This window comes from Shinella sp. S4-D37, assembly GCF_040812195.1.
GTDB lineage: Bacteria > Pseudomonadota > Alphaproteobacteria > Rhizobiales > Rhizobiaceae > Shinella.
Window position 1 is genome coordinate 877290 of record NZ_JBFNXL010000005.1, and the last position, 20399, is coordinate 897688.

General features: G+C 64.1%; 18 protein-coding genes. 14 read left to right on the forward strand and 4 right to left on the reverse strand.

Going from position 1 to position 20399, the window contains the following annotated elements:
• Positions 1 to 32 precede the first annotated feature (32 nt).
• Positions 33 to 992, reverse strand: a complete 960-nt coding sequence (locus AB3G45_RS11715) for a choline ABC transporter substrate-binding protein (protein ID WP_367830717.1) — start codon at positions 990 to 992, stop codon at positions 33 to 35.
• Positions 993 to 1221: 229 nt separating this feature from the next.
• Here AB3G45_RS11715 and AB3G45_RS11720 point away from each other — a divergent pair, with 229 nt between their 5' ends.
• The 9 genes from AB3G45_RS11720 to AB3G45_RS11760 all read left to right on the forward strand — a co-directional run bounded on the left by AB3G45_RS11720 (position 1222) and on the right by AB3G45_RS11760 (position 11520).
• The gene (locus AB3G45_RS11720; protein WP_367830718.1) at positions 1222 to 1809 is read left to right on the forward strand and encodes a thymidine kinase; all 588 of its coding nucleotides are present in this window, start codon (positions 1222 to 1224) and stop codon (positions 1807 to 1809) included.
• A gap of 29 nt (positions 1810 to 1838) precedes the next feature.
• Positions 1839 to 2216: a cytochrome c family protein gene (locus AB3G45_RS11725; protein WP_367830719.1), complete on the forward strand. Its 378-nt coding sequence runs from the start codon at positions 1839 to 1841 to the stop codon at positions 2214 to 2216.
• Positions 2217 to 2390: 174 nt separating this feature from the next.
• Positions 2391 to 3479, forward strand: coding sequence for a hypothetical protein (locus AB3G45_RS11730; RefSeq protein WP_367830720.1), 1089 nt, complete (start codon positions 2391 to 2393; stop codon positions 3477 to 3479).
• 184 nt (positions 3480 to 3663) lie between these two features.
• Positions 3664 to 4812, forward strand: a complete 1149-nt coding sequence (locus AB3G45_RS11735) for a hypothetical protein (protein WP_367830721.1) — start codon at positions 3664 to 3666, stop codon at positions 4810 to 4812.
• A gap of 39 nt (positions 4813 to 4851) precedes the next feature.
• On the forward strand, positions 4852 to 6762 hold the full coding sequence (locus AB3G45_RS11740; RefSeq protein WP_367830722.1) for an AAA family ATPase: 1911 nt from the start codon (positions 4852 to 4854) through the stop codon (positions 6760 to 6762).
• Positions 6756 to 7178, forward strand: coding sequence for an endonuclease domain-containing protein (locus AB3G45_RS11745; RefSeq protein WP_367830723.1), 423 nt, complete (start codon positions 6756 to 6758; stop codon positions 7176 to 7178). Before AB3G45_RS11740 ends, AB3G45_RS11745 begins: the two co-directional genes overlap by 7 nt.
• Complete coding sequence (locus AB3G45_RS11750; protein WP_367830724.1) at positions 7175 to 8476, forward strand: DUF6638 family protein; 1302 nt, start codon at positions 7175 to 7177, stop codon at positions 8474 to 8476. Before AB3G45_RS11745 ends, AB3G45_RS11750 begins: the two co-directional genes overlap by 4 nt.
• Positions 8469 to 9617, forward strand: a complete 1149-nt coding sequence (locus AB3G45_RS11755; RefSeq protein ID WP_367830725.1) for a DUF2333 family protein — start codon at positions 8469 to 8471, stop codon at positions 9615 to 9617. Before AB3G45_RS11750 ends, AB3G45_RS11755 begins: the two co-directional genes overlap by 8 nt.
• 223 nt (positions 9618 to 9840) lie before the next feature.
• A complete protein-coding gene (locus tag AB3G45_RS11760; protein ID WP_367830726.1) occupies positions 9841 to 11520 on the forward strand; it encodes a formate--tetrahydrofolate ligase in 1680 nt (559 codons plus the stop codon).
• Positions 11521 to 11677: 157 nt separating this feature from the next.
• Here AB3G45_RS11760 and AB3G45_RS11765 read toward each other — a convergent pair whose 3' ends face one another.
• From AB3G45_RS11765 to AB3G45_RS11775, 3 genes are all read right to left on the reverse strand, one after another.
• A complete protein-coding gene (locus AB3G45_RS11765; RefSeq protein WP_367830727.1) occupies positions 11678 to 12184 on the reverse strand; it encodes a DUF1993 family protein in 507 nt (168 codons plus the stop codon).
• Between the two features lie 102 nt (positions 12185 to 12286).
• Positions 12287 to 12886: an extensin family protein gene (locus AB3G45_RS11770; protein ID WP_367830728.1), complete on the reverse strand. Its 600-nt coding sequence runs from the start codon at positions 12884 to 12886 to the stop codon at positions 12287 to 12289.
• 211 nt (positions 12887 to 13097) lie between these two features.
• Complete coding sequence (locus AB3G45_RS11775) at positions 13098 to 13406, reverse strand: hypothetical protein (protein WP_367830729.1); 309 nt, start codon at positions 13404 to 13406, stop codon at positions 13098 to 13100.
• Positions 13407 to 13800: 394 nt separating this feature from the next.
• Here AB3G45_RS11775 and AB3G45_RS11780 point away from each other — a divergent pair, with 394 nt between their 5' ends.
• From AB3G45_RS11780 to leuA, 5 genes are all read left to right on the forward strand, one after another.
• A complete protein-coding gene (locus tag AB3G45_RS11780) occupies positions 13801 to 15990 on the forward strand; it encodes an anthranilate synthase (RefSeq protein WP_367830730.1) in 2190 nt (729 codons plus the stop codon).
• A 131-nt stretch (positions 15991 to 16121) separates the two neighbouring features.
• Positions 16122 to 17042 (forward strand): cation diffusion facilitator family transporter, encoded by a 921-nt coding sequence (locus AB3G45_RS11785; RefSeq protein WP_367830731.1) that lies wholly within the window; start codon positions 16122 to 16124, stop codon positions 17040 to 17042.
• Entirely contained in the window at positions 17029 to 17493 is a 465-nt protein-coding gene (gene queF, locus AB3G45_RS11790; RefSeq protein WP_367830732.1) for a preQ(1) synthase, read from the forward strand. The genes AB3G45_RS11785 and queF overlap by 14 nt, the downstream gene beginning before the upstream one ends.
• A 137-nt stretch (positions 17494 to 17630) precedes the next feature.
• Positions 17631 to 18209 carry an ATP-dependent Clp protease proteolytic subunit gene (locus AB3G45_RS11795; protein ID WP_367830733.1) on the forward strand — a complete coding sequence of 193 codons (579 nt, stop codon included), beginning with the start codon at positions 17631 to 17633 and terminating at the stop codon, positions 18207 to 18209.
• 470 nt (positions 18210 to 18679) lie between these two features.
• Positions 18680 to 20389, forward strand: coding sequence for a 2-isopropylmalate synthase (leuA, locus tag AB3G45_RS11800; RefSeq protein ID WP_367830734.1), 1710 nt, complete (start codon positions 18680 to 18682; stop codon positions 20387 to 20389).
• The last annotated feature ends 10 nt before the right edge of the window (positions 20390 to 20399 follow it).

The following is a 20399-nucleotide window of genomic DNA, read 5'->3' on the forward strand; positions in this document are numbered from 1 at the left end:
GGAAAGTTTCCTTCCCGCCCTGTTTTGGTCCGTTAGAGACCGAGCGCCGTCTTGACGGCCGGCAGGGCCTCGCCGCTGCCGTCCCTGGTCGTCACGCCGGCGAGCCACGGCTCGATGGCGGCGGGGTTCGCCTTCAGCCAGTCGGTCGCGGCCGTTTCCGGATCCTGCCCGTCGTTCAGGATCTTGCCCATGATCTGGTTTTCCATCTCCAGCGAGAACTTGAGGTTTGCCAGGAACTTGCCGACATTCGGGCATTCGGCGACATAACCCTGGCGCACGTTCGTGTAGATCGTCGCGCCGCCGAGGTTCGGGCCGAAGACGTCGTCGCCGCCTGTCAGGTAGGTCAGCTTGAAGTTGGCGTTCATCGGGTGCGGCTCCCAGCCGAGGAAGACGACCGGGGTTCCGTCCTGCTCGGCGCGGGCGACTTCCGCCAGCATGCCCTGCTCGGAGGATTCGACCACTTCGAAGCCCGAAAGGCCGAACTTGTCGCCGGAGACCATGTCGATGATCAGGCGGTTGCCGTCATTGCCCGGCTCGATGCCGTAGATCTTGGCGCCCAGCGCCTCCTTCTGCGTGGCGATGTCCTTGAAGTCCTTGATGCCGAGTTCGGCGCCCTTGGCGTTGGTCGCGAGCGTGTACTTCGCGCCCTCCAGGTTCTCGCGCACGGTCTCGACCGAGCCGTCCTCGCGGAACGGCTTGATGTCGGCTTCCATGGTCGGCATCCAGTTGCCGAGGAAGACGTCGATATCCTTGTTCTTCAGCGAGGTATAGGTGACCGGAACGGACAGGACCGTCACTTCCGTCTCGTAGCCGAGGCTCTTCAGGATGCTGGTCGCGGTGGCGGTCGTGGCGGTGATGTCCGTCCAGCCCACGTCCGACAAACGAACCTTGCCACAGCTTTCGGCTTCGGCGGCCGCCACATTGGCCGCGCCGAGCGCGAGGACGGATACGGCTGCGGCAAGAAGGGTCTTGAATGGTGATGCAGACTTCATTTTATTGCTCCCCTTATAACTGATGGTTTAGCCAATCATCAAAACGACATGCTTTCAAGCATCTTGGCGTAGCCGGAAGCCTCTGAAAGGTCCAATAAATTTCGGACCTGTTCGCAATTTTGCACATGGATGTCGCAGAAGGCGGGCCGCGCGGTTTTCTGTGGTTTTCCGGCCTTTCGGACTGGAAAATCGCGCCTTGCCGGGCCATGAGGCGGGGACGGAGAAAATCATGGCCAAGCTCTATTTCAGTTACGCGACGATGAACGCGGGCAAGTCGACGCTGCTCCTGCAGGCATCCTACAACTACCGCGAACGCGGCATGCGCACGGCGATCCTCATCGCCTCCTTCGACGACCGTGCCGGCCAGGGCCGCATCTCCTCGCGCATCGGGCTGACTTCGGAAGCCATCGCCTTCGACCATGCCGACGACCTCTACAAGCATGTCGAGGAACTGAACGGCGACGGCGGCGGGGAGATTGCCTGCGTCTTCGTCGACGAGGCGCAGTTCCTCTCCGAGGAACAGGTCTGGCAGCTCGCCCGCGTCGCCGACCGGCTGCACATCCCGGTCATGGCCTATGGCCTGCGCACCGACTTCCAGGGCAAGCTCTTTCCCGGGTCCAAGGCGCTGCTCGCCATCGCCGACGAACTGCGCGAGGTGCGCACCATCTGCCATTGCGGCCGCAAGGCGACGATGGTCGTCAGGCTCGGCGCGGACGGCAAGGTGGCGCGCGAAGGCGCGCAGGTGGAAATCGGCGGCAATGACAAGTACGTTTCCTATTGCCGCCGCCACTGGGACGATATCATGAACGCCGACTGACGGCGGAAAGGGCGGCCAGGGGACACACGATGAAACAGCTTTCTCTCGTCACGGCCGCCTTCCTCTGTCTTGCCGCCCCCGCCCTTGCGGAGGGCGATGCGATCGCGGGAAAGACGGTGTTCAAGAAATGCGCGCCCTGCCATTCCGTCGAGCCGGTCAACCGCGTCGGGCCGACGCTCGCCGGCATCGTCGGCAGGCCGGTCGCCTCCGTCGCGGACTACAGATATTCCGCCAGGATGCAGGCCTTCGCCGAGGGCGGCAGGGTGTGGAACGAGGCCCTGATCGCCGAATACCTGATGTCGCCCAAGGCGATGGTGCCGGGCACCGCCATGGCCTTCGCGGGACTGAAGAAGATGGAGGATATCGCCAACCTCATCGCCTATCTGAAGGCGCCGTCGGGCTACTAGCCGCGCGCCGAAAATTTTGGGCGCCGCTCTTGCGGGCGGCCCGGCCTGTCCCACATGTTGTTCGGCAACGCCGTCGGGCAGGTTCCTATCAGCCTGAAATCGTATAGTGTTGCCGCGATGGAATAAATCGGGCGGCGCAGACGTCTGCCGTGGAGAGTTTCAAGGGGACAAGGCATGGCCACACTTCAGAACTTCGATGCGGAAATCGAGAAGACCCGTAGCGTCGTCAACCAGATGCGCGGCAAGATGGAGCAGTCGGGCGTCGTGCTCGACCAGTTCGCCAAGGCGGACACCAAGCTCGGCGACGTCAATTTCGACATCGAGAACGCCCGGATTTCGGATGTCATCAACCAGCAGAAGGTGATGGAGGGCAACATCGCCGATCTCATCATCGGGCTGGAGGACGCGACCAACGTCTTCGGCACCGAATTCGAGAGCATGAAGAGCTATACGGGCTACGAGAAGTTCATCGGCATCTTCTCCAAGCAGAAGATGCAGCGCATGCGCACCGACCGCGTGCGCAACATGTCGCTGGCCGGGAACCTGCAGGAACTGCTCTCCAAGTCCGACACGATCGTCGGCATCCTCAAGGAGCAGAAGTCGATCCTCGACCAGCGCTACAAGACCTCCGAGGCGAGCCTCGTGCAGGTCATCGAGCGCCGCAAGGGCACGATGGCCAACCTCGAAGCCACCCAGAAGCGCATCGAGGAACTGAACCCGATGCTGATGGACCTCGAAAACCGCATCGCCGCCTCGACCGACCAGAAGACCCGCACGGACCTCGAGGGCGAGCGCTCGGCGCTGGCGACCGAGTACAACATGATGCAGGCGAAGGAGCAGGAGCTTCTGGCCGAAAGCCAGACGCTGGAGCGCTACACCTCGATGTTCCAGACCTTCGTCGATTCGCTCAACAACCAGATCGCCGCGCAGAATACGCTGATCAACAAGCTGACCATCGATACCGAGCAGCGCATCGTGCTCTACAAGGCGCTGGAGGATTCGCTGAAGACGGCCGCCCAGCAGGACGTCGCGCACAAGATCAACACGCTCGGCAGCCAGGTCGATACCGCCGCGGAAGAGACCATGGCCGGCATCGGCTCGGCCTCGCAGCGCCATATCGGCGATCTCCTCGAAATGCACGAGAAGAACATGCTGGCGACACAGGACATCCAGCGCCGCAAGAAACTCGCCGACGACGCCTTCGCCCGGCGCTTCCAGGCGGTGATGGACAAGCACAATACCGCCAATTACGTGAAGCAGTGATGGTTGCAGGCATGCCATTGCCCCTCACCCTAACCCTCTCCGCGCAAGCGGGGAGAGGGGACGTGCCCCGCGCATTGTTTGAGGAAACCGGATCGGCATATCTCCTTCGCCCCGTTTACGGGGAGAAGGTGGCCGGCAGGCCGGATGAGGGGCATTTCCGGACCGTCCGTGAGGATGCTGCGCCATGAACGCCCCCGCCGACAGCGCCGTCGCGCAATATTTCTCCACCATCCGCGCCGCCCTCGGCGGTCTGGAAATCTTCCTGGCCGACCGCAACTCGCCGCTCTACCGCAACTCCGTGGTGGGCGAGGTCGTGGTGCCCTACCTTGCCCGGCTGAAGGCGTCCTTCGCCTGCTGGGAGAACCGCATCGGCTTCATCGACCAGTTCCGCGTCTCGCGCGCCGAGAGCGGCTTTCCGGTGTTCCAGAACGTGCTGGAACTGGAGAACGACCGGCAGAGCGCGGAAAAGCGGCTTGCCGCGATCCCGAATGCTGACGAGCTGCGCGGCGAGATGGCGGATTTCATCCTGCGCCAGAAGGCCTTTCCGGGCGATCTCCAGTCCCGCATGGCCGAGCGGCTCTATCTGGAGCAGATCGGCAAGGGCGACATCTTCTCGCCCTTCGTGCTGCCGGAGACGATCCGCGTCGCGGTCAACCCGAAGACCATGCGGCCCTACTATGTCGTCTGCTGGGGCGCCTTCGACGGCACGGCGACGCTGCCGATGGTCTATATGGCGACGATCGAGGATTCGAGCGAGACCGTCGTCAACATGCTGGTGACGAAGGACGGCAAGCTCAATCCGGACGTCGACATCCCGCTGCCGGTCGGCGGCCTGCTCAATCCGGAGCTTGCCAGCCGCTTCGACGATTTTGCCCTGAAGAACAGTGCCTATTCGCTCACCCCCGCGACGATCGCCACCAATCTCGACAAGGATTTTCCGACGCTGCATCCCAAGCAGGTGCGCCGCATCGTGCTCGGCCCGTTCTATTCGGCCGGCATCACGGAGAACAACGAGCGGGTCAACGAGATCCTCTCCAAGGTGCGCAAGCCGGAGAATGCCTGGCTTCTGACCTGGACGGTGCAGGAGGTGTTCTCCAAGGCCGAGCGTCCGGCGCAGAAAGGCTTCTGGAGTTCCACGCCCGCGCAGGAGGAGTTCCACATCGAGACCAACGATCTCGAAGCGGCCCGCATGGGCGTCAGCGCCTACGAGAAGCACGCGCTGGTGCCGCACGATGCCTATCAGGCGCTCTATGCCGCCGGCGAGACCGCCGGCATTTTCGGCGCCTTCAAGGTCCATGTGATCTCGGGAAACCAGGTGATCAGCGAGGGGTAAGCGCCCCTTCGCCATCGAACTCTTAGAAGGACCCTCGCCATGAGCCTCAATGCCGGACTGACGACGATCCATGAAGACGATATCGCCAAGCACCAGGCGGCGGCGCAGAGTTTCGTCACCAGGCTGGTCATCCTGGAAAGCGACGACGGCCGGCAGGGCGCGGCGCTTGCCGGCACCGGCCGGCGCTTCGTTTCCACCGTCTCGACCGCCGGCGCGCGGCGCACGCGCGAGGTGGAACTGGCAAGGACCATCCAGTCCGTGCGCGCCGCCGACCCGCTGCTCTCGCCCCAGCAGCACGCCGTTCTCTTCCGCTCTCGCCGCGGGCTCCAGGTCGCGCTGGCGGTGACGGACGCCTTTTCCCGCCAGACCGATCTGGAGGGCCTGCAGGCGCGCAACCTCGCCTCGCCGCTCGCCGGCGACGAGGCCAACCGGTTCAAGGCGCTGCTGTCGGCCTCCGCCTATATCGCCGCCTTCACCTTCGCCGCCTATCTCGGCGCGACGCTGCCGGGCGAGGGCGAGCCGGTGGAGGACGGCGGCGAGCCGGACTATCTCTTCGACACGCCGCAGGATGCGCTGAAGAGCATGATCGCCGGCCTGGACCGGACGATTGCCGGCGCGCCCGACGATGCGGCGCTCGTTTCCCGCGCCCGTGCCTTCTCGCGCGTCGCCATCGAGGGGCTGATTTCCCGCCGTGCCCGCTTCACCGGCCTTGCCGGCTTCGAGAACGCGCATATCCGCATCGAGCAGGACGATTTCATCCTCTCCGGCTTCGACGTCGCGCCCGGCCAGAAGCGCAAGCCGCTCACGATGACCTTCAAGAAGCCGGAGGAGATCATCGGCAACCACATCGCCAAGTACCAGGCGATGAAGCTTGCGAAGATGCTCGTCGCCTACGATTTCGAGCGCCAGCTCAATCCCTTCGTCGAGCTCGGCGGCTTCCTCTTCACCTTTATCGGCGACGGCATGCCGGGCACCGGCAAGACGATCCTCATCCAGATGCTCGCCGGCCTCGTCAACGATTACTGCCAGACCGCCGGCTACGCCTTCCACTACGAGAATTTCGGCGTCGACCAGATTTCCTCCTACCAGGGCAAATCCGGCCAGAACTGCAAGGAATTCGTCAACAACGTCATCAACCCGAAGGCGATCGGCTTCGGCACGATCGACGACGTCGACCAGGTCGCCGCGAAACGTTCGGACGACCGGGCCTCGGCCGGCCAGCACGAGGTGACGGCGGTGCTGATGGAAAGTTTTGCCGGCGCCTCCACCGTGGTGCGCGGCAACTGCACCTTCGGCATGTTCTCCAACTATCCGGAAAATGTCGACGATGCGCTGCGCCAGCGCGCCGGCGCCCGCTGGCTGGTCGACGGGCCGCAGACCGAGGACGACTATATCGACATCTTCGCCATGCTGGTCGGCAAGAACCACTCGATCCCGCTCGGCGGGCACACGCTGTTCGAAGGCCAGGAGATCAAGCGCGCCGTCTCCACCTCCTACGGGCAGCATGCCCGGCCGCAGGAAGAGGGGCTGCTCGCCGTCTGGGAGATGCACGAGAAGGAGCACGGCGCCATCACGTCGCTCGCCGATATCGGTGCCTATCTGCACCGCATCAAGATCGCCGAGCCGCGCTTCACCGGCCGCGCCATCAAGAACATTACCGATGCGATCAAGATGCGCGCCATGGACGTCGACCTGCCGGACGACTGGTTCGCCACCGCCGATGCCTTCATGCACAAGGGCTACGACGAGAAGAAGGCGATGATCGAGGAACTGCGCGGCCCGATCACCATGGAGATGGTGCTGCAGGAGATCAACCGCTACGCCGACAGCGAATTCCGCTACACCGACAAATCCGACGACGCAGCGGTGTCCGACATCATCCGGCGCGAACGCCAGCGCGAAAAGGCGATCCGCGAGATGGAGGCCATGAAGGCGGAGGGGCGGTGGTAGGCGTTTGGAGATCGCGCGGCGCGGACGGTAAAAAGACCGAAAGAGCACGGCAATTGCGCCAAGTCGATAATGATGCGGAAACATGGCTTTGGTCGGATTTGCGGGGGCGGCGCCTGAACGGCTTCAAGTTCGTGCGGCAGCTTGCGATCGGCCCCTATTTCGCAAATATCGCCTGTCGGGAGAAAATGCTGGTGGCCGAGATTGACGGAAGCCAGCATGCGGGTAGTGAATATGGTCGGAAGCGAAATGAATTCATGGGTATGAATGGCTGGTCCGTTGCCCGTTTCTGGAACATGGACGTGATGACGGAGCGCGAGGCTGTGTTGGAGACGATTGTAGCGATATGTGAGGGTCGTCTGTCGGAGCGTGTATCCGGAGCGGACTTCGTGTTTCTGCCCACAGCGGAGAACCGATGAAACGCCTCCTCGAAGCCGAATTGATCTATGGCCGGCTGCTGCCGGTCGATGAGCCGCATCTGGTCGAGCGCTACAACAAGGCGCTGGACGGGTTCGGCATGCGCCGCACGGCGCTTCCCAGCTTTCGCATCGACATGACGGGGTTTTCGCCGGAGATCGCCGACGAACTCGGCGACCGGGATTATCTCGATCCGAACCGCGTCAACCGGCGCTTCGTCATCATGACGCCCGAGCAGGTGAACCTGCCGGTCGTGCATACGAGCTTTTCCAACACCGCGGCGCTGATGCACGAGTTCTTCTCGGCCAATGCCCGGGCGATCAACGCCATCACTATCCGCGACGCGCTCTATGGCGAGATCGAGGATTCCGTCTCCGCCGTCAACGACATCGACGACCTCCTGTCGATCAACGAGGTGCGCTTCAAGGTTCTGTCGGCCGAGGACATGCTCGGCAAGGCGGGGGAGCTGCGCGGTCTCGTCGACCGGCTGAAGACGGTGCCGAACGCCTGGGCGGACGACGCCATGCTGAACCGCATGGTGGAGCTTGCCAAACAGACCGGCGACATCCGCCGCAATGCGCTGGTGCCCGACCAGCTCGTCTTCCGCCACGAGGCCTATTGGGCGAACCATTTCGGCGGCGTCTACGTCTTCCTCGACGGCAAGACGACGACGGTCATCTGCGACCCGACCGTGCCGGGCTTCCGCCGCTCGCGGCCCTGGCAGGTAAGCTATATCGCGCTCGACGACCACAAGCGCATCTTCGATTTCCTCGCCTCCACCAAGCGGCTGGAACTGCCGCGCGCCTCCTGGGTGGAGCCGTCCGGCCTCTTCCAGCACCGGGCGGAGATGACGGTCGTCGGCCTCGTCAACCGGGGCGACCCGACCGCCGACCTCGAAAAGGCAGACCGCATCTGGCTGCAGACCTGGATGCATCGCAATGCCGAACTCGTGGCGCGCGACGGCACCTATCCCTTCCTGCAGGAGGCGATCCGCACCGTCGCGTCGACAGGCGAGATCAAGCTTGCCGAGGTGCCGCCGGCGCGGCGCTTCACGCTGGTGCGCGCAGCGCCCGATCATCCGGACCAGTGGCTGGTCAACCGCCTGATTTCACAGATGGTTCCCTATGATTTCGTCTCCCGCTTCGTCTTCGACAAGCAGGGCTTCTACGCCTCCTACGAGCAATACAGCGAAAAGTTCCGCGCCCATGTTGTGGCGACGTTGACGCGGACCTATCTGCAGGACAAGGCTGCCTTCCGCAGGAAACTATTCGGTATCAGAGAGGACGACGCCAATGCTTGACCCGATCGTCGCGTTTTTCCAGCGCATCTTCGCGGCCATCGGCCGGGGCATCGGCCTCGTGATCGCCTGGATCCTCTGGCCGTTCCTCACGGTGGCGAACTGGTATCGGGCCCGCGGCTGGATCATCAAGGGGCCGATCGGTATCGGCCTTGTGCTTCTCGTCGGCTTCTATGCCTATTTCATCTGGCAGACCCAGATGTGGAGCGGCTTCAACCCCGACTACGTGAACAGCTACAACCTCGCCCAGCGCAAGCAGGATGCCGGCAGCACATCGGGCGCGCAAGCGACGACACCGGCGGCGGGCGAGGCCGCCGAGCCGGAGCCGAAGACCTGCGTGCGCTCGGCCATCGTCGACGTGACCGCCGACCTCATCGACTACAATGTCGACCAGAATGCCTGGATCTCCTCCATGCTGCTCTACAAGCTCGGCCTCTTCGGGCTCGACTGGGACAAGACGCCGTGGTTCGACAACAAGGCCTCGTTCCAGCGCGGCATCAACCAGGCGGTCCGCCGCACGGCGGTGGAGCTCGTCGATTCGCTCGGCCGCGTGCGCGGCACCTCGGGCATCAACGCCGATCTCCAGCGGGCCCGCGGCAATATCCAGTTCGACGAGGAGACCTGGTATTTCGGCTCGGATTCGCTGCTGCCGAAGACACCGACGCCGACCTATTACCGCACGGCGATGGCGGACCTGCGCAAGTTCAATGCATCGCTCGAAGCCTGCGATGCGATCTTCGACGGCCGTTCGGACAACCTGATCGAGTTCCTCGACCGCATCGCCAACGATATCGGCGCGACCTCGGCCATCATTCGCGAGCGGTCCGAGTTCCACGACGGCGGCTGGTTCGATACGCGCGCCGACGATCGCTACTGGTTCGCCTACGGCCAGCTCTACGGCTATTACGGCATCCTTTCGGCCGCCGGCGCGGATTTCGACGCCGTCATCAAGTCGCGCGGCATCGAGCCGATCTGGATCGAGAGCATCAAGCAGTTGCGGTCTGCGCTGAATATCCAGCCGGCGATCATCTCGAACGGCCGCGAGGACGGCTGGATCATGCCGACGCATCTCGCCACGATGGGCTTCTATATCCTGCGCGTGCGCTCCAACCTCGTCGAGATGCGGGACGTGCTGGCGCGGTAGTGGGCGAACAGCGCATTGCGAAGAGCGGATAGAGGCAAGATCTCTTTCGCCCTTCGCCGCAAATTTATCTCCCCGTGTCGTTTCTGGTCTAGCGGGCGGCAAAACCCGGTGTGGCATTGCCCCCCGCTTCACGATGAAATGGCGCGGCAAATAATGAGGGAAGCGCCGCCTTCGGGGGAGGAGACCCGGTTGCGGTAGCTGTGCCGAGAGGGAGCGACACCGCATGGCCGACGTGAAATCCGATATCGAAATTGCCCGCGCCGCGAAGAAGAGACCGATCCTGGAGATCGGCGAGAAGCTCGGCATTCCGCCCGAGCATCTTCTGCCCTACGGCCATGACAAGGCGAAGATCAGCGCCGAATTCATCGCCGGGCAGAAGGGCAGGAAGAACGGCAAGCTGATTCTCGTCACCGCGATCAACCCGACGCCGGCGGGCGAAGGCAAGACGACGACGACGGTCGGCCTCGGCGACGGCCTCAACCGCATCGGCAGGAAAGCGATCATCTGCATCCGCGAGGCCTCGCTCGGGCCCTGCTTCGGCGTGAAGGGCGGGGCGGCTGGCGGCGGCTATGCGCAGGTCGTGCCGATGGAGGACATGAACCTTCATTTCACCGGCGATTTCCATGCCATCACTTCGGCGCACAACCTGCTCTCGGCGCTCATCGACAACCATATCTACTGGGGCAACGAGCAGAACATCGACATCCGCCGCATCGCCTGGCGGCGCGTCATGGACATGAACGACCGGGCGCTGCGCCACATCGTCGCCTCGCTCGGCGGCGTCGCCAACGGCTATCCGCGCGAGACCGGCTTCGACATCACGGTCGCCTCGGAGGTCATGGCGATCCTCTGTCTTGCGACGGACCTGAAGGACCTCGAAAAGCGGCTCGGCAGCATTATCGTCGGCTATCGCCGCGACAAGTCGCCGGTCTTCGCCCGCGACATCAAGGCGGACGGCGCGATGACGGTGCTCCTGAAGGATGCCATGCAGCCGAACCTCGTGCAGACGCTGGAGAACAATCCGGCCTTCGTGCATGGCGGTCCCTTCGCCAACATCGCGCATGGCTGCAACTCGGTCGTCGCCACGACGACGGCGCTGAAGCTTGCCGACTACGTGGTGACGGAGGCCGGCTTCGGCGCCGATCTCGGGGCGGAAAAATTCTTCGACATCAAGTGCCGCAAGGCCGGGCTGAAGCCGGACGCGGCGGTCATCGTCGCCACCGTGCGCGCCATGAAGATGAACGGCGGCGTGAAGAAGGACGATCTCGGCCGGGAGAACATCGAGGCGGTGAAGAAGGGCTGCGCCAACCTCGGCCGCCATGTACAGAACGTCAAGAAGTTCGGCGTGCCCGTCGTCGTCGCCATCAACCACTTCATCTCGGATACGGATGCGGAGATCCGGGCGGTGAAGGACTATGTCGCCACGCTCGGGGCCGAGGCGGTCCTCTGCCGGCACTGGGCGCTCGGCTCGGCCGGCATCGAGGACCTGGCGCACAAGGTGGTGGAGCTTGCCGAATCCGGCCTCTCGCAGTTCTCGCCGCTCTATCCGGACGAGATGCCGCTGTTCCAGAAGATCGAGACCATCGCCAAGGACATCTACCATGCCGGCGAGGTGATCGCCGACAAGTCGGTGCGCGACCAGCTGCGCATCTGGGAGGAGCAGGGCTACGGCAACCTGCCGGTCTGCATGGCCAAGACGCAATATTCCTTCTCGACGGACCCGAACCTGCGCGGCGCGCCCTCCGGCCACACGGTGCCGGTGCGCGAGGTGCGCCTTTCGGCCGGCGCCGGCTTCGTCGTCGTCATCACCGGCGAGATCATGACAATGCCCGGCCTGCCCAAGGTGCCGTCGTCGGAGAGGATCTTCCTCAATGAAGAGGGGTATATCGAGGGGTTGTTCTGAGGCGGGGAGGCGGGCGTGTCGGCGCTCTCGCAAACCTTCCCTCCGGCATGGTCGGGTCAAGCCCGAGGATGACGGAGGGGAGGGAGGAAGAGAGAGAGAGAGAGAGAGAGAGAGAGAGAGAGAGAGAGCCGGATCGCTCAAGACAATCTGGCAGGTCTTACGTCCGGCCGAGAAAATCCAGCTTGCCGACGGGAACGCCGTTGTGGCGCAGGATCGCGTAGGCGGTCGTCAGGTGGAAGTAGAAGTTCGGCAGGGCGAAGGCGAGGAGATAGTCCTTGCCGGCAGAAACTGTCTCGCCGCCGCGCGTCTTCACCACGACGGTGCGTTCCGCCGCGCCCTCAAAGGCGGATTCCGGCACCGTGGCGAGATAGGACACCGTGTTCGCGATGCGCACGCGCAGGTCGGCCAGCGTGGTCTCGTCGTCGGGAAAGCTCGGGGCCTCCGTACCGGTCAGGCGGGCGGCGGCGCCCTTGGCGGTGTCGCTCATGCGCTGGATCTGGCCGGCGAGCGACAGCATGTCCGGCGCAAGCCGGGCATTCACCAGGATTTCCGGCTTGATCTTCTTCTCCTCGGCGAAAGCCTCGGCCTTGTCGAGCAGCTTGGTGAGCACGGTAAAGCCGCGCTGGAAGGCCGGGATGGAAAGCTCGTAGGGGGTGATGGACATGGGCGGAAACCTCGTTGGCTGTGAATGCGGGACGGTCGGTCCTGCCTGAGATAGGGGCTGGCGCCCGGCCTTTGCAGGAGCGGGGCGAAATTTAATCGGCCCCTACCAGCAATAGCGATAGCCGCCGCGCCGCGCCTTCACGTCGAGATGCAGGTGGTTCTGGTGTGCCGCGTCGCTGCCCGGGTCGAGCACGGTGGTGAAGTAGAGGCAGGCGGCCTCCGTGATGGCGCGCTGGAAGGCGCCTTCGAGGGTGGGTTCCCTGTCCGCCGGGCGGATCGTGACGGTCTTGCCGCTTTTCAGCGTGAAGCCGGCAATGTCCACGGCATTGCCGAAGGCGTGCTCGGAGATCCTGCCCTCATCGGCCCCGTTGCGGTTGCGGCAGACATAGGCCGAGGCCTGCGAGAGCGCGGTGACGGTCTCGCCCGGCATCGCCGCCTTGAGCGCGGGTTTCACCGATCCCTCCATCCAGCGGGCAAGCTGCAGCGCCGTTTCGCAGCGGATCGTCGCGGCAGGCTCGACCGCAATGCCGCCCGGCAGGCCTTCGAGCAGGACGGGGCTGTCGATGCCGCAGGCCTTGCCGTCGTTGATGGCGGGTGCCGTCTGGAAGCGGGCGCCGATCGCCGTCAGCGCCGCCCGGCAGGCGGCGTCCTGCCCGCCGTCCGCCTTCGGGCGTTCCTTCGCCTTCTCCGCGTCGTGCTTCACCTTCCGTTCGGCCTCGGTGGTTTCTGCCGGGGCCGTTACGTCCGGTCTTGCGATGGGAAGGGGGCCTTCCTCCGGCAGGTCGGCGGCGCCGGCCAGGAGAAGCAAGGCGGCGAGGAGGGCTAATCGTTGAAGCGTGATGATGGTTCCGTCTCCCGGCTGACACGGTCAGCAGAAGAACGCCGGAAAACGGATTTGGTTGCCGGTGGCGGGGTCAGATGCCCGCGCCGTGCGTGATTTCCATCGCCGGGCGGCACCAGCCGGCATGATCGTCGATGATCGCGCGCACGCGCTGGATGAGGTGGGCGCTGTCGCCCCCGTCATTCTCTTCGATAATGTCGAGGAACAGGCCGATCAGGCTGTGGGCCTCGTCGGTGTTGCGCGGCTCATGCCGGTAGAGGGCGTCGAAGGCATGGGCGATCCTGCCGTCCAGCCTCTTGAACTCCGGCGTCTCGTAATCTGCGATCGTTTCCGCGAGCAGGGCCTGCATTTCGCGGAACTGTTCCACCATGATGGGGACCATGGATTCTTGCCTTGATATCGGTATTTTTATAGAGCGCAATTAGCATGTGCTCACAAAAGGAGCAAACTTCCGGACATGGCGAAAATTCGCCATATCGACGAATTGTTTCGCCATGCAGGGGCGATGCGCAGCAAGCGCGATGGCAGGTGATGCCGGCGCGCAACATCCGCAAAGCCCTGCGGCGGGGCCTGCAATCGGCCTTGCGCGCGGCTGCACTTCACGCTAACACTCCGCTCATGAACAAGATGATCATCATCGCTGGCTGGTGGTGGGCTCGCTGAGGCGGCCTTGACCAGTCATGCGTGATTGAGACGACAAGCCGCTCGGAACCTTCGAGGCGGCTTTTTCTTTTTGGGCCGCCGCCACGGGACCGGGCCTGAAACGGAGTTGGGGAATGGCCACGAAAATCCTGGAAGACGGCGCCGAAGCCTACGAGACGAAGGGCGGGGTGACCGTCACGCGCCGCCGCCGGGCCGCCGACTACGCGCATGCGATCTCCGCCTATGTCGACAAGCTCGACGAACGGCGCGGCGCGGTCTTCTCGTCGAACTACGAATATCCCGGCCGCTATACCCGCTGGGACACCGCCGTCGTCGATCCGCCGCTCGCCATCTCCTCCTTCGGCCGCTCCGTCTGGATCGAGGCCTACAATGCGCGCGGCGAGGTGCTGCTCGCCTTCATCGCCGATCGCCTGGCCGAGGTGCCGGAACTGGCGCTCGGCGCCCGCACGGCAAACCGTCTCGATCTCGACGTGAAGCTGCCCGACCGGGTCTTCACCGAGGAAGAGCGCTCCAAGATGCCGACGGTCTTCACGGTGCTGCGCGCCGTCACCGACCTCTTCCATTCGGACCAGGATGCCAGCCTCGGCCTCTACGGCGCCTTCGGCTACGATCTCGCCTTCCAGTTCGATGCGATCGACCTGAAGCTCACGCGGCCGGACGACCAGCGCGACATGGTGCTGTTCCTGCCCGACGAGATCCTCGTCGTCGACCACTACGCCGCCAAGGCCTGGATCGATCGCTACGACTTCGCCAAGGGCGGGGTCTCGACGGAAGGCAAGGGCGAGGCGATCGCTCCCGAACCGTTCCAGACCGTCGACGTGATCCCGCCGCACGGCGACCACCGCCCCGGCGAATATGCCGAGCTGGTCGTCAAGGCGAAGGAGAGTTTTCGCCGCGGCGACCTTTTCGAGGTGGTGCCCGGCCAGAAGTTCTTCGAGCGCTGCGAGAGCAAGCCGTCGGAAATCTCCCGCCGGCTCAAGGCGATCAACCCGTCGCCCTATTCGTTCTTCATCAATCTCGGCAACCAGGAGTATCTCGTCGGCGCCTCGCCGGAAATGTTCGTGCGCGTGTCGGGCCGGCGCATCGAGACCTGCCCGATCTCCGGCACGATCAAGCGCGGCGACGACCCGATCGCCGATTCGGAGCAGATCCTGAAGCTGCTGAACTCGAAGAAGGACGAATCCGAGCTGACCATGTGCTCGGACGTCGACCGCAACGACAAGAGCCGCGTCTGCGAGCCGGGCTCGGTCAAGGTCATCGGTCGCCGGCAGATCGAGATGTATTCGCGCCTCATCCACACGGTCGACCATATCGAGGGGCGCCTTCGCGACGACATGGATGCCTTCGACGGTTTTCTCTCGCATGCCTGGGCCGTCACCGTCACCGGTGCGCCGAAACTGTGGGCCATGCGCTTCATCGAGGCGCATGAGAAGAGCCCGCGGGCATGGTATGGTGGGGCGATCGGCATGGTCGGCTTCAACGGCGACATGAACACGGGCCTGACGCTGCGTACCATCCGCATCAAGGACGGCATCGCGGAAGTGCGGGCCGGCGCCACGCTGCTCTACGATTCCAACCCGGAAGAAGAAGAAGCCGAAACCGAACTGAAAGCCTCCGCCATGATCGCAGCCATCCGCGACGCCAGGTCCGGCAACTCCGCAAAAGTCCAGCGCGACGTCGCGGCCGTGGGCGCGGGCGTGAACATCCTGCTCGTCGACCACGAGGACAGTTTCGTCCACACGCTCGCCAACTATTTCCGCCAGACGGGCGCGAGCGTGACGACGGTGCGCACGCCGGTTCCCGAAGAGGTGTTCGACCGGATCAAGCCGGATCTCGTGGTGCTTTCGCCCGGACCGGGCAGCCCGAAGGACTTCGACTGCAAGGCGACGATCCGGAAGGCGCGGGCGCGCAGCCTGCCGATCTTCGGCGTCTGCCTCGGCCTGCAGGCGCTCGCCGAGGCCTATGGCGGGGAGTTGCGCCAACTCGCCATCCCCATGCACGGCAAGCCCTCGCGCATCCGCGTGCTGGAGCCGGGCGTCGTCTTCTCCGGCCTCGGCCGCGAGGTGACGGTCGGCCGCTACCACTCGATCTTCGCCGACCCCGCCACGCTGCCGCGCGATTTCATCATCACGGCGGAGAGCGAGGACGGCACGATCATGGGCATCGAGCATGCCAGTGAGCCGGTCGCCGCGGTGCAGTTCCACCCGGAATCGATCATGACGCTCGGCCAGGACGCCGGCATGCGCATGATCGAGAACGTGGTGGCGCACCTTTCGAAAAAAGCGAAGGTAAAAGCCGCCTGAGGCTTTGACAAAACGGCCGAACTGGCCAATATCGACCCCAAGAGAAAACCGCGTGCACGACCCCGTGCGCGCGGTTTTGCGTTGATGGGCCAGGCTTTTTGCAACTCGGTTGCATGCGCATGGAGAATGGCATGGAAAATTCCGACAGGGTCAAGCGGCTGGCGCTCTGGGGCATCCCGCTCTCGCTTTTCGTGATGGGGCTGAAGCTGGTCGCCTGGTGGCTGACCGGGTCGGTGGCGCTCCTGTCGGACGGGCTGGAATCGAGCGTCAACGTGGTCGCGGCCATCGTCGCCTTCGCGGCGATCACCTATGCGGCCAAGCCCGCGGACAAGACGCATCCCTTCGGTCACCACAAGGCAGAATACCTTTCGGCGGTCCTGGAAGGCGTGCTGATCGTCGTGGCGGCGCTGCTCATCGTCGCCGAGGCCTTGCCGGCGGTGTTCGCGCCGGCGCCCATGGAGGCGCCGGCGCACGGCCTTGCCATCAATTTCCTCGCGGGCGTCATCAATGCGGTCTGGGCCTATACGCTCATCCGCGCGGGAAAGCGCTATCGCTCGCCGGCGCTGTCGGCGGACGGGCAGCATATCCTCTCCGACGTCGTCACCTCGGTCGGCGTGCTCGTCGGCCTCGTTCTCGCCATCGCGACCGGCTATGCGGTGCTCGATCCGCTGCTCGCGGTGTTCGTGGCGCTGAACATCCTCTATCAGGGCTGGAAGGTCATCGCCCATTCGGTCGACGGGCTGATGGACCACGCGGTCGAGCCGGAGGAGGCCGAGGCCATCCAGGCGGCGATCGCCGCGCATGGCGCGGGCTCCCTCGGCGTGCACGACCTGAAGACGCGCAAGGCGGGGGCCGCCACCTTCGTCGACTTCCATCTCGTCGTGCCGGCGAAAATGCCCGTCGGCGAGGCGCATGACATCTGCGACCGGCTGGAGGACGCCATCCGTACCGTGCAGCCGGGTGCGCGGATCGCCATCCATGTCGAGCCCGAGACGGAAAAGGCGCATGGAATCCGGGTGAAGATCGAAGAGGTTCGCAATGAGCAAGACTGACGTATCGGGATTGTCGCAGCTCGGCCAGGCGGTCGACCTGCCGTCCGGTCCGGAGACCGCCGTTCTGGAGAAGGTGCCGAGCAATCACGCCGGCACGGATTTCGTCGTGCGCTTCACGGCGCCGGAATTCACCTCGCTCTGCCCGATGACCGGCCAGCCGGATTTCGCGCATATCGTCATCGACTATATCCCGGACGGCTGGCTGGTCGAATCGAAGTCGCTGAAGCTCTACCTGCATTCCTTCCGCAACCACGGCGCCTTCCACGAGGATTGCACCATCGACATCGCCAAGCGGCTCGTCGATCTGCTGGAGCCGAAATGGCTGCGCATCGGCGCCTACTGGTATCCGCGCGGCGGCATTCCGATCGACGTGTTCTGGCAGACCGGAGACGCGCCGAAGGGCGTGTGGATCCCGGACCAGGGCGTGCAGCCCTATCGCGGGCGCGGCTAGGCGGCGCGCATTTACCCTGTTTTCCGGTGGTACGGCGAGGCTCTATCGCCGCCTATCGGTTTTGTTGCATTGTCTTGGCCGGTGAGTCGCATTATCTGACAGCGACAGGACATTGACGAGCAATCCGGAGACTTTGGATGAGCGACGAAGACGACAAGAAGACGGAACTGCCCCTGGGCAAGGAAACGGAGGCGAACCTTTTCAAGTCGCGTTCGATCTTCATCTACGGGCCGATCAACCAGGAACTGGCGCAGAAGGTCTGCTCGCAGCTCGTGGCGCTTGCCGCCGCCAGCGACGACGACATCCGCATCTACGTGAATTCGCCCGGCGGCCATGTCGAATCGGGCGATTCGATCCATGACATGATCAAGTTCATCAAGCCGAAGGTCTGGATGATCGGTACGGGCTGGGTCGCCTCGGCCGGTGCGCTGATCTATGTCGCAGCGCCCAAGGAACAGCGCCTTTGCCTGCCGAACACTCGCTTCCTGCTGCACCAACCGTCGGGCGGCACCCGCGGCATGGCGTCGGATATCGAGATCCAGGCCCGCGAGATCATCAAGATGAACGAGCGCCTCAACAGGATCTTCGCTGACGCCACCGGCCAGCCGATCGAGAAGATCGCCAAGGACACGGACCGCGACTACTGGCTTTCCGCCGAGGAAGCCAAGGGCTACGGCCTCGTCTCGCGCATCGTGACCTCGCAGGCCGATATCTGAGGCTTTCAGCCGTTTGCTCCGCCCTCTCCGTCATCCTCGGGCTTGACCCGAGGATCCACAAGGCGGGTGCGGCGTGGATGCTCGGGTCAGGCCCGGCATGACGAAGGAGAGGTTTGCGGACCTCGTGAACAAACGAAGCCCTCCCTTCGCGGAGGGCTTTTTCATGTCGTGGGTTGCGCTTTCCTCCTCCCGCCGCTATAAGCCGCCTCATGTTGAAAGCCAGCGCCCACATCATCGAACGCGTTTCCCGCAGCAGCGCAGCTGTTCGCGAGCGTTCGCGCGGCTTCTCCTCGCTTCTTCTTCTCGGCCTTACGCGCGGTTGCCGGGTTCGCTGAGGAGCGCCCGGCGGCCGAAAAGCCCGTCCGGCAATAGCTCCTCGTTTCACCCCTACGCATGAATTCCGGTGCATTCGCCCTCGTTAGGCGTTATGACGCTTTCGCGAATGCCGGGACGACGAAGAGACGAAGACGATGATTGTGAAGACCCATTCCCCCAAGCAGGGCATGCCCGAGGCGCCCGTCAAGTACCAGGCCTATCCGACCATCAACATTGCGGACCGCACCTGGCCGACCAGGACGATCACCGAGGCGCCGATCTGGTGTTCGGTGGACCTGCGCGACGGCAACCAGTCGCTGGTCAACCCGATGGGCCACGACCGCAAGGCCCGCATGTTCCAGCTCCTGCTCGATATGGGGTTCAAGGAAATCGAGATCGGTTTCCCCTCCGCCTCGCAGACCGATTTCGACTTCGCCCGCTGGTGCGTCGAAGAGGGCAACGTGCCTGAGGACGTCTCGCTCCAGGTGCTGGTGCAGTGCCGGCCCGAGCTGATCACCCGCACCTTCGAGGCGCTGGAAGGCGCGCACAAACCGATCATCCACTTCTACAATTCGACCAGCGAATTGCAGCGCCGCGTGGTGTTCGCCAAGGACGTCGCCGGCATCAAGCAGATCGCGACCGATGCCGCCAAGATGATCACCGACATGGCCGCCAGGGCCGGTGGCGGCTACCGCTTCGAATATTCGCCGGAGAGTTTTACGGGCACCGAACTGGAGGTGGCGCTGGAGATCTGCAACGCGGTCGTCGAGATCGTGAAGCCGACGGCCGACAACAAGCTGATCCTCAACCTGCCGTCCACCGTCGAGATGGCGACGCCGAACATCTATGCCGACCAGATCGAATGGATGTGCCGCAACATCGACAACCGCGAGAACGTCATCATCTCGCTGCACCCGCACAACGACCGGGGCACCGGCATCGCCGCCACGGAACTGGCGCTGATGGCCGGCGCGGACCGCGTGGAGGGCACGCTGTTCGGCAATGGCGAGCGCACGGGCAATGTCGACGTGGTGACGCTGGCGCTCAACATGTACACGCAGGGCGTCGATCCCAAGCTCGACTGCTCCGATATCGAGCGCATCAAGTCCGTCTACGAATATTCCAACGAGATGGCCATCCCGGAGCGTCATCCCTATGTCGGCGAACTGGTCTACACCGCCTTCTCCGGCTCGCACCAGGACGCCATCAACAAGGGCATGAAGGCCATCAAGACGGCCAACAAGCCGCTCTGGGAAGTGCCCTACCTGCCCATCGACCCGCAGGATGTCGGCCGTTCCTACGAGGCGATCATCCGCATCAACTCGCAGTCCGGCAAGGGCGGCATCGCCTATATCCTGCAGGAAGACTACGGCATCAACCTGCCGCGCAATCTCCAGGTGGAGTTCCGCGAGGAGATCCAGCGCATCACCGACGAGGAGGGCGTCGAGCTCCCCTCGAAGCGCATCCACCAGAGCTTCATGGACCGTTACGTCACCCAGCCCGGCACGCGCCTGCGCTTCGTCGACCATCACACCTATCCCGACGATGCCGGCCAGAAGGGCACGCGCATCGTGGCGGCAGAAATCACCGACGGCGGCGAGACGAAGCGCATCGAGGGCAAGGGCACCGGCCCGATCGACGGTTTCATCCATGCGCTGTCGATCTATCTCGGCATTCCGATGTCGGTGGCCGATTATTCCGAGCACTCGCTCCAGCACGGCTCGAACGCGGCGGCCATCGCCTATGTGGAAGTCGAGCATCCGGGCGGCAAGCTGTTCGGCGTCGGCATCAACACGAACATCGTGACGGCCTCGCTCGAAGCGATCGTCTCGGCCGCCAACCGCGTGCTCGCCGTTCGGGGCTGAGCGGCGCTCC

What these genes read in the sequence shown, in the direction of transcription:
- AB3G45_RS11740 (WP_367830722.1), top strand. Translation starts at nt 4,852, where the DNA reads ATGAGCCTCAATGCCGGACTGACGACGATCCATGAAGACGATATCGCC.
- AB3G45_RS11735 (WP_367830721.1), top strand. Translation starts at nt 3,664, where the DNA reads ATGAACGCCCCCGCCGACAGCGCCGTCGCGCAATATTTCTCCACCATC.
- AB3G45_RS11730 (WP_367830720.1), top strand. Translation starts at nt 2,391, where the DNA reads ATGGCCACACTTCAGAACTTCGATGCGGAAATCGAGAAGACCCGTAGC.
- AB3G45_RS11765 (WP_367830727.1), bottom strand. Translation starts at nt 12,184, where the DNA reads ATGTCCATCACCCCCTACGAGCTTTCCATCCCGGCCTTCCAGCGCGGC.
- AB3G45_RS11715 (WP_367830717.1), bottom strand. Translation starts at nt 992, where the DNA reads ATGAAGTCTGCATCACCATTCAAGACCCTTCTTGCCGCAGCCGTATCC.
- AB3G45_RS11725 (WP_367830719.1), top strand. Translation starts at nt 1,839, where the DNA reads ATGAAACAGCTTTCTCTCGTCACGGCCGCCTTCCTCTGTCTTGCCGCC.
- AB3G45_RS11750 (WP_367830724.1), top strand. Translation starts at nt 7,175, where the DNA reads ATGAAACGCCTCCTCGAAGCCGAATTGATCTATGGCCGGCTGCTGCCG.
- AB3G45_RS11775 (WP_367830729.1), bottom strand. Translation starts at nt 13,406, where the DNA reads ATGGTCCCCATCATGGTGGAACAGTTCCGCGAAATGCAGGCCCTGCTC.
- leuA (WP_367830734.1), top strand. Translation starts at nt 18,680, where the DNA reads ATGATTGTGAAGACCCATTCCCCCAAGCAGGGCATGCCCGAGGCGCCC.
- AB3G45_RS11760 (WP_367830726.1), top strand. Translation starts at nt 9,841, where the DNA reads ATGGCCGACGTGAAATCCGATATCGAAATTGCCCGCGCCGCGAAGAAG.
- AB3G45_RS11780 (WP_367830730.1), top strand. Translation starts at nt 13,801, where the DNA reads ATGGCCACGAAAATCCTGGAAGACGGCGCCGAAGCCTACGAGACGAAG.
- AB3G45_RS11795 (WP_367830733.1), top strand. Translation starts at nt 17,631, where the DNA reads ATGAGCGACGAAGACGACAAGAAGACGGAACTGCCCCTGGGCAAGGAA.
- AB3G45_RS11720 (WP_367830718.1), top strand. Translation starts at nt 1,222, where the DNA reads ATGGCCAAGCTCTATTTCAGTTACGCGACGATGAACGCGGGCAAGTCG.
- AB3G45_RS11755 (WP_367830725.1), top strand. Translation starts at nt 8,469, where the DNA reads ATGCTTGACCCGATCGTCGCGTTTTTCCAGCGCATCTTCGCGGCCATC.
- queF (WP_367830732.1), top strand. Translation starts at nt 17,029, where the DNA reads ATGAGCAAGACTGACGTATCGGGATTGTCGCAGCTCGGCCAGGCGGTC.
- AB3G45_RS11785 (WP_367830731.1), top strand. Translation starts at nt 16,122, where the DNA reads ATGGAAAATTCCGACAGGGTCAAGCGGCTGGCGCTCTGGGGCATCCCG.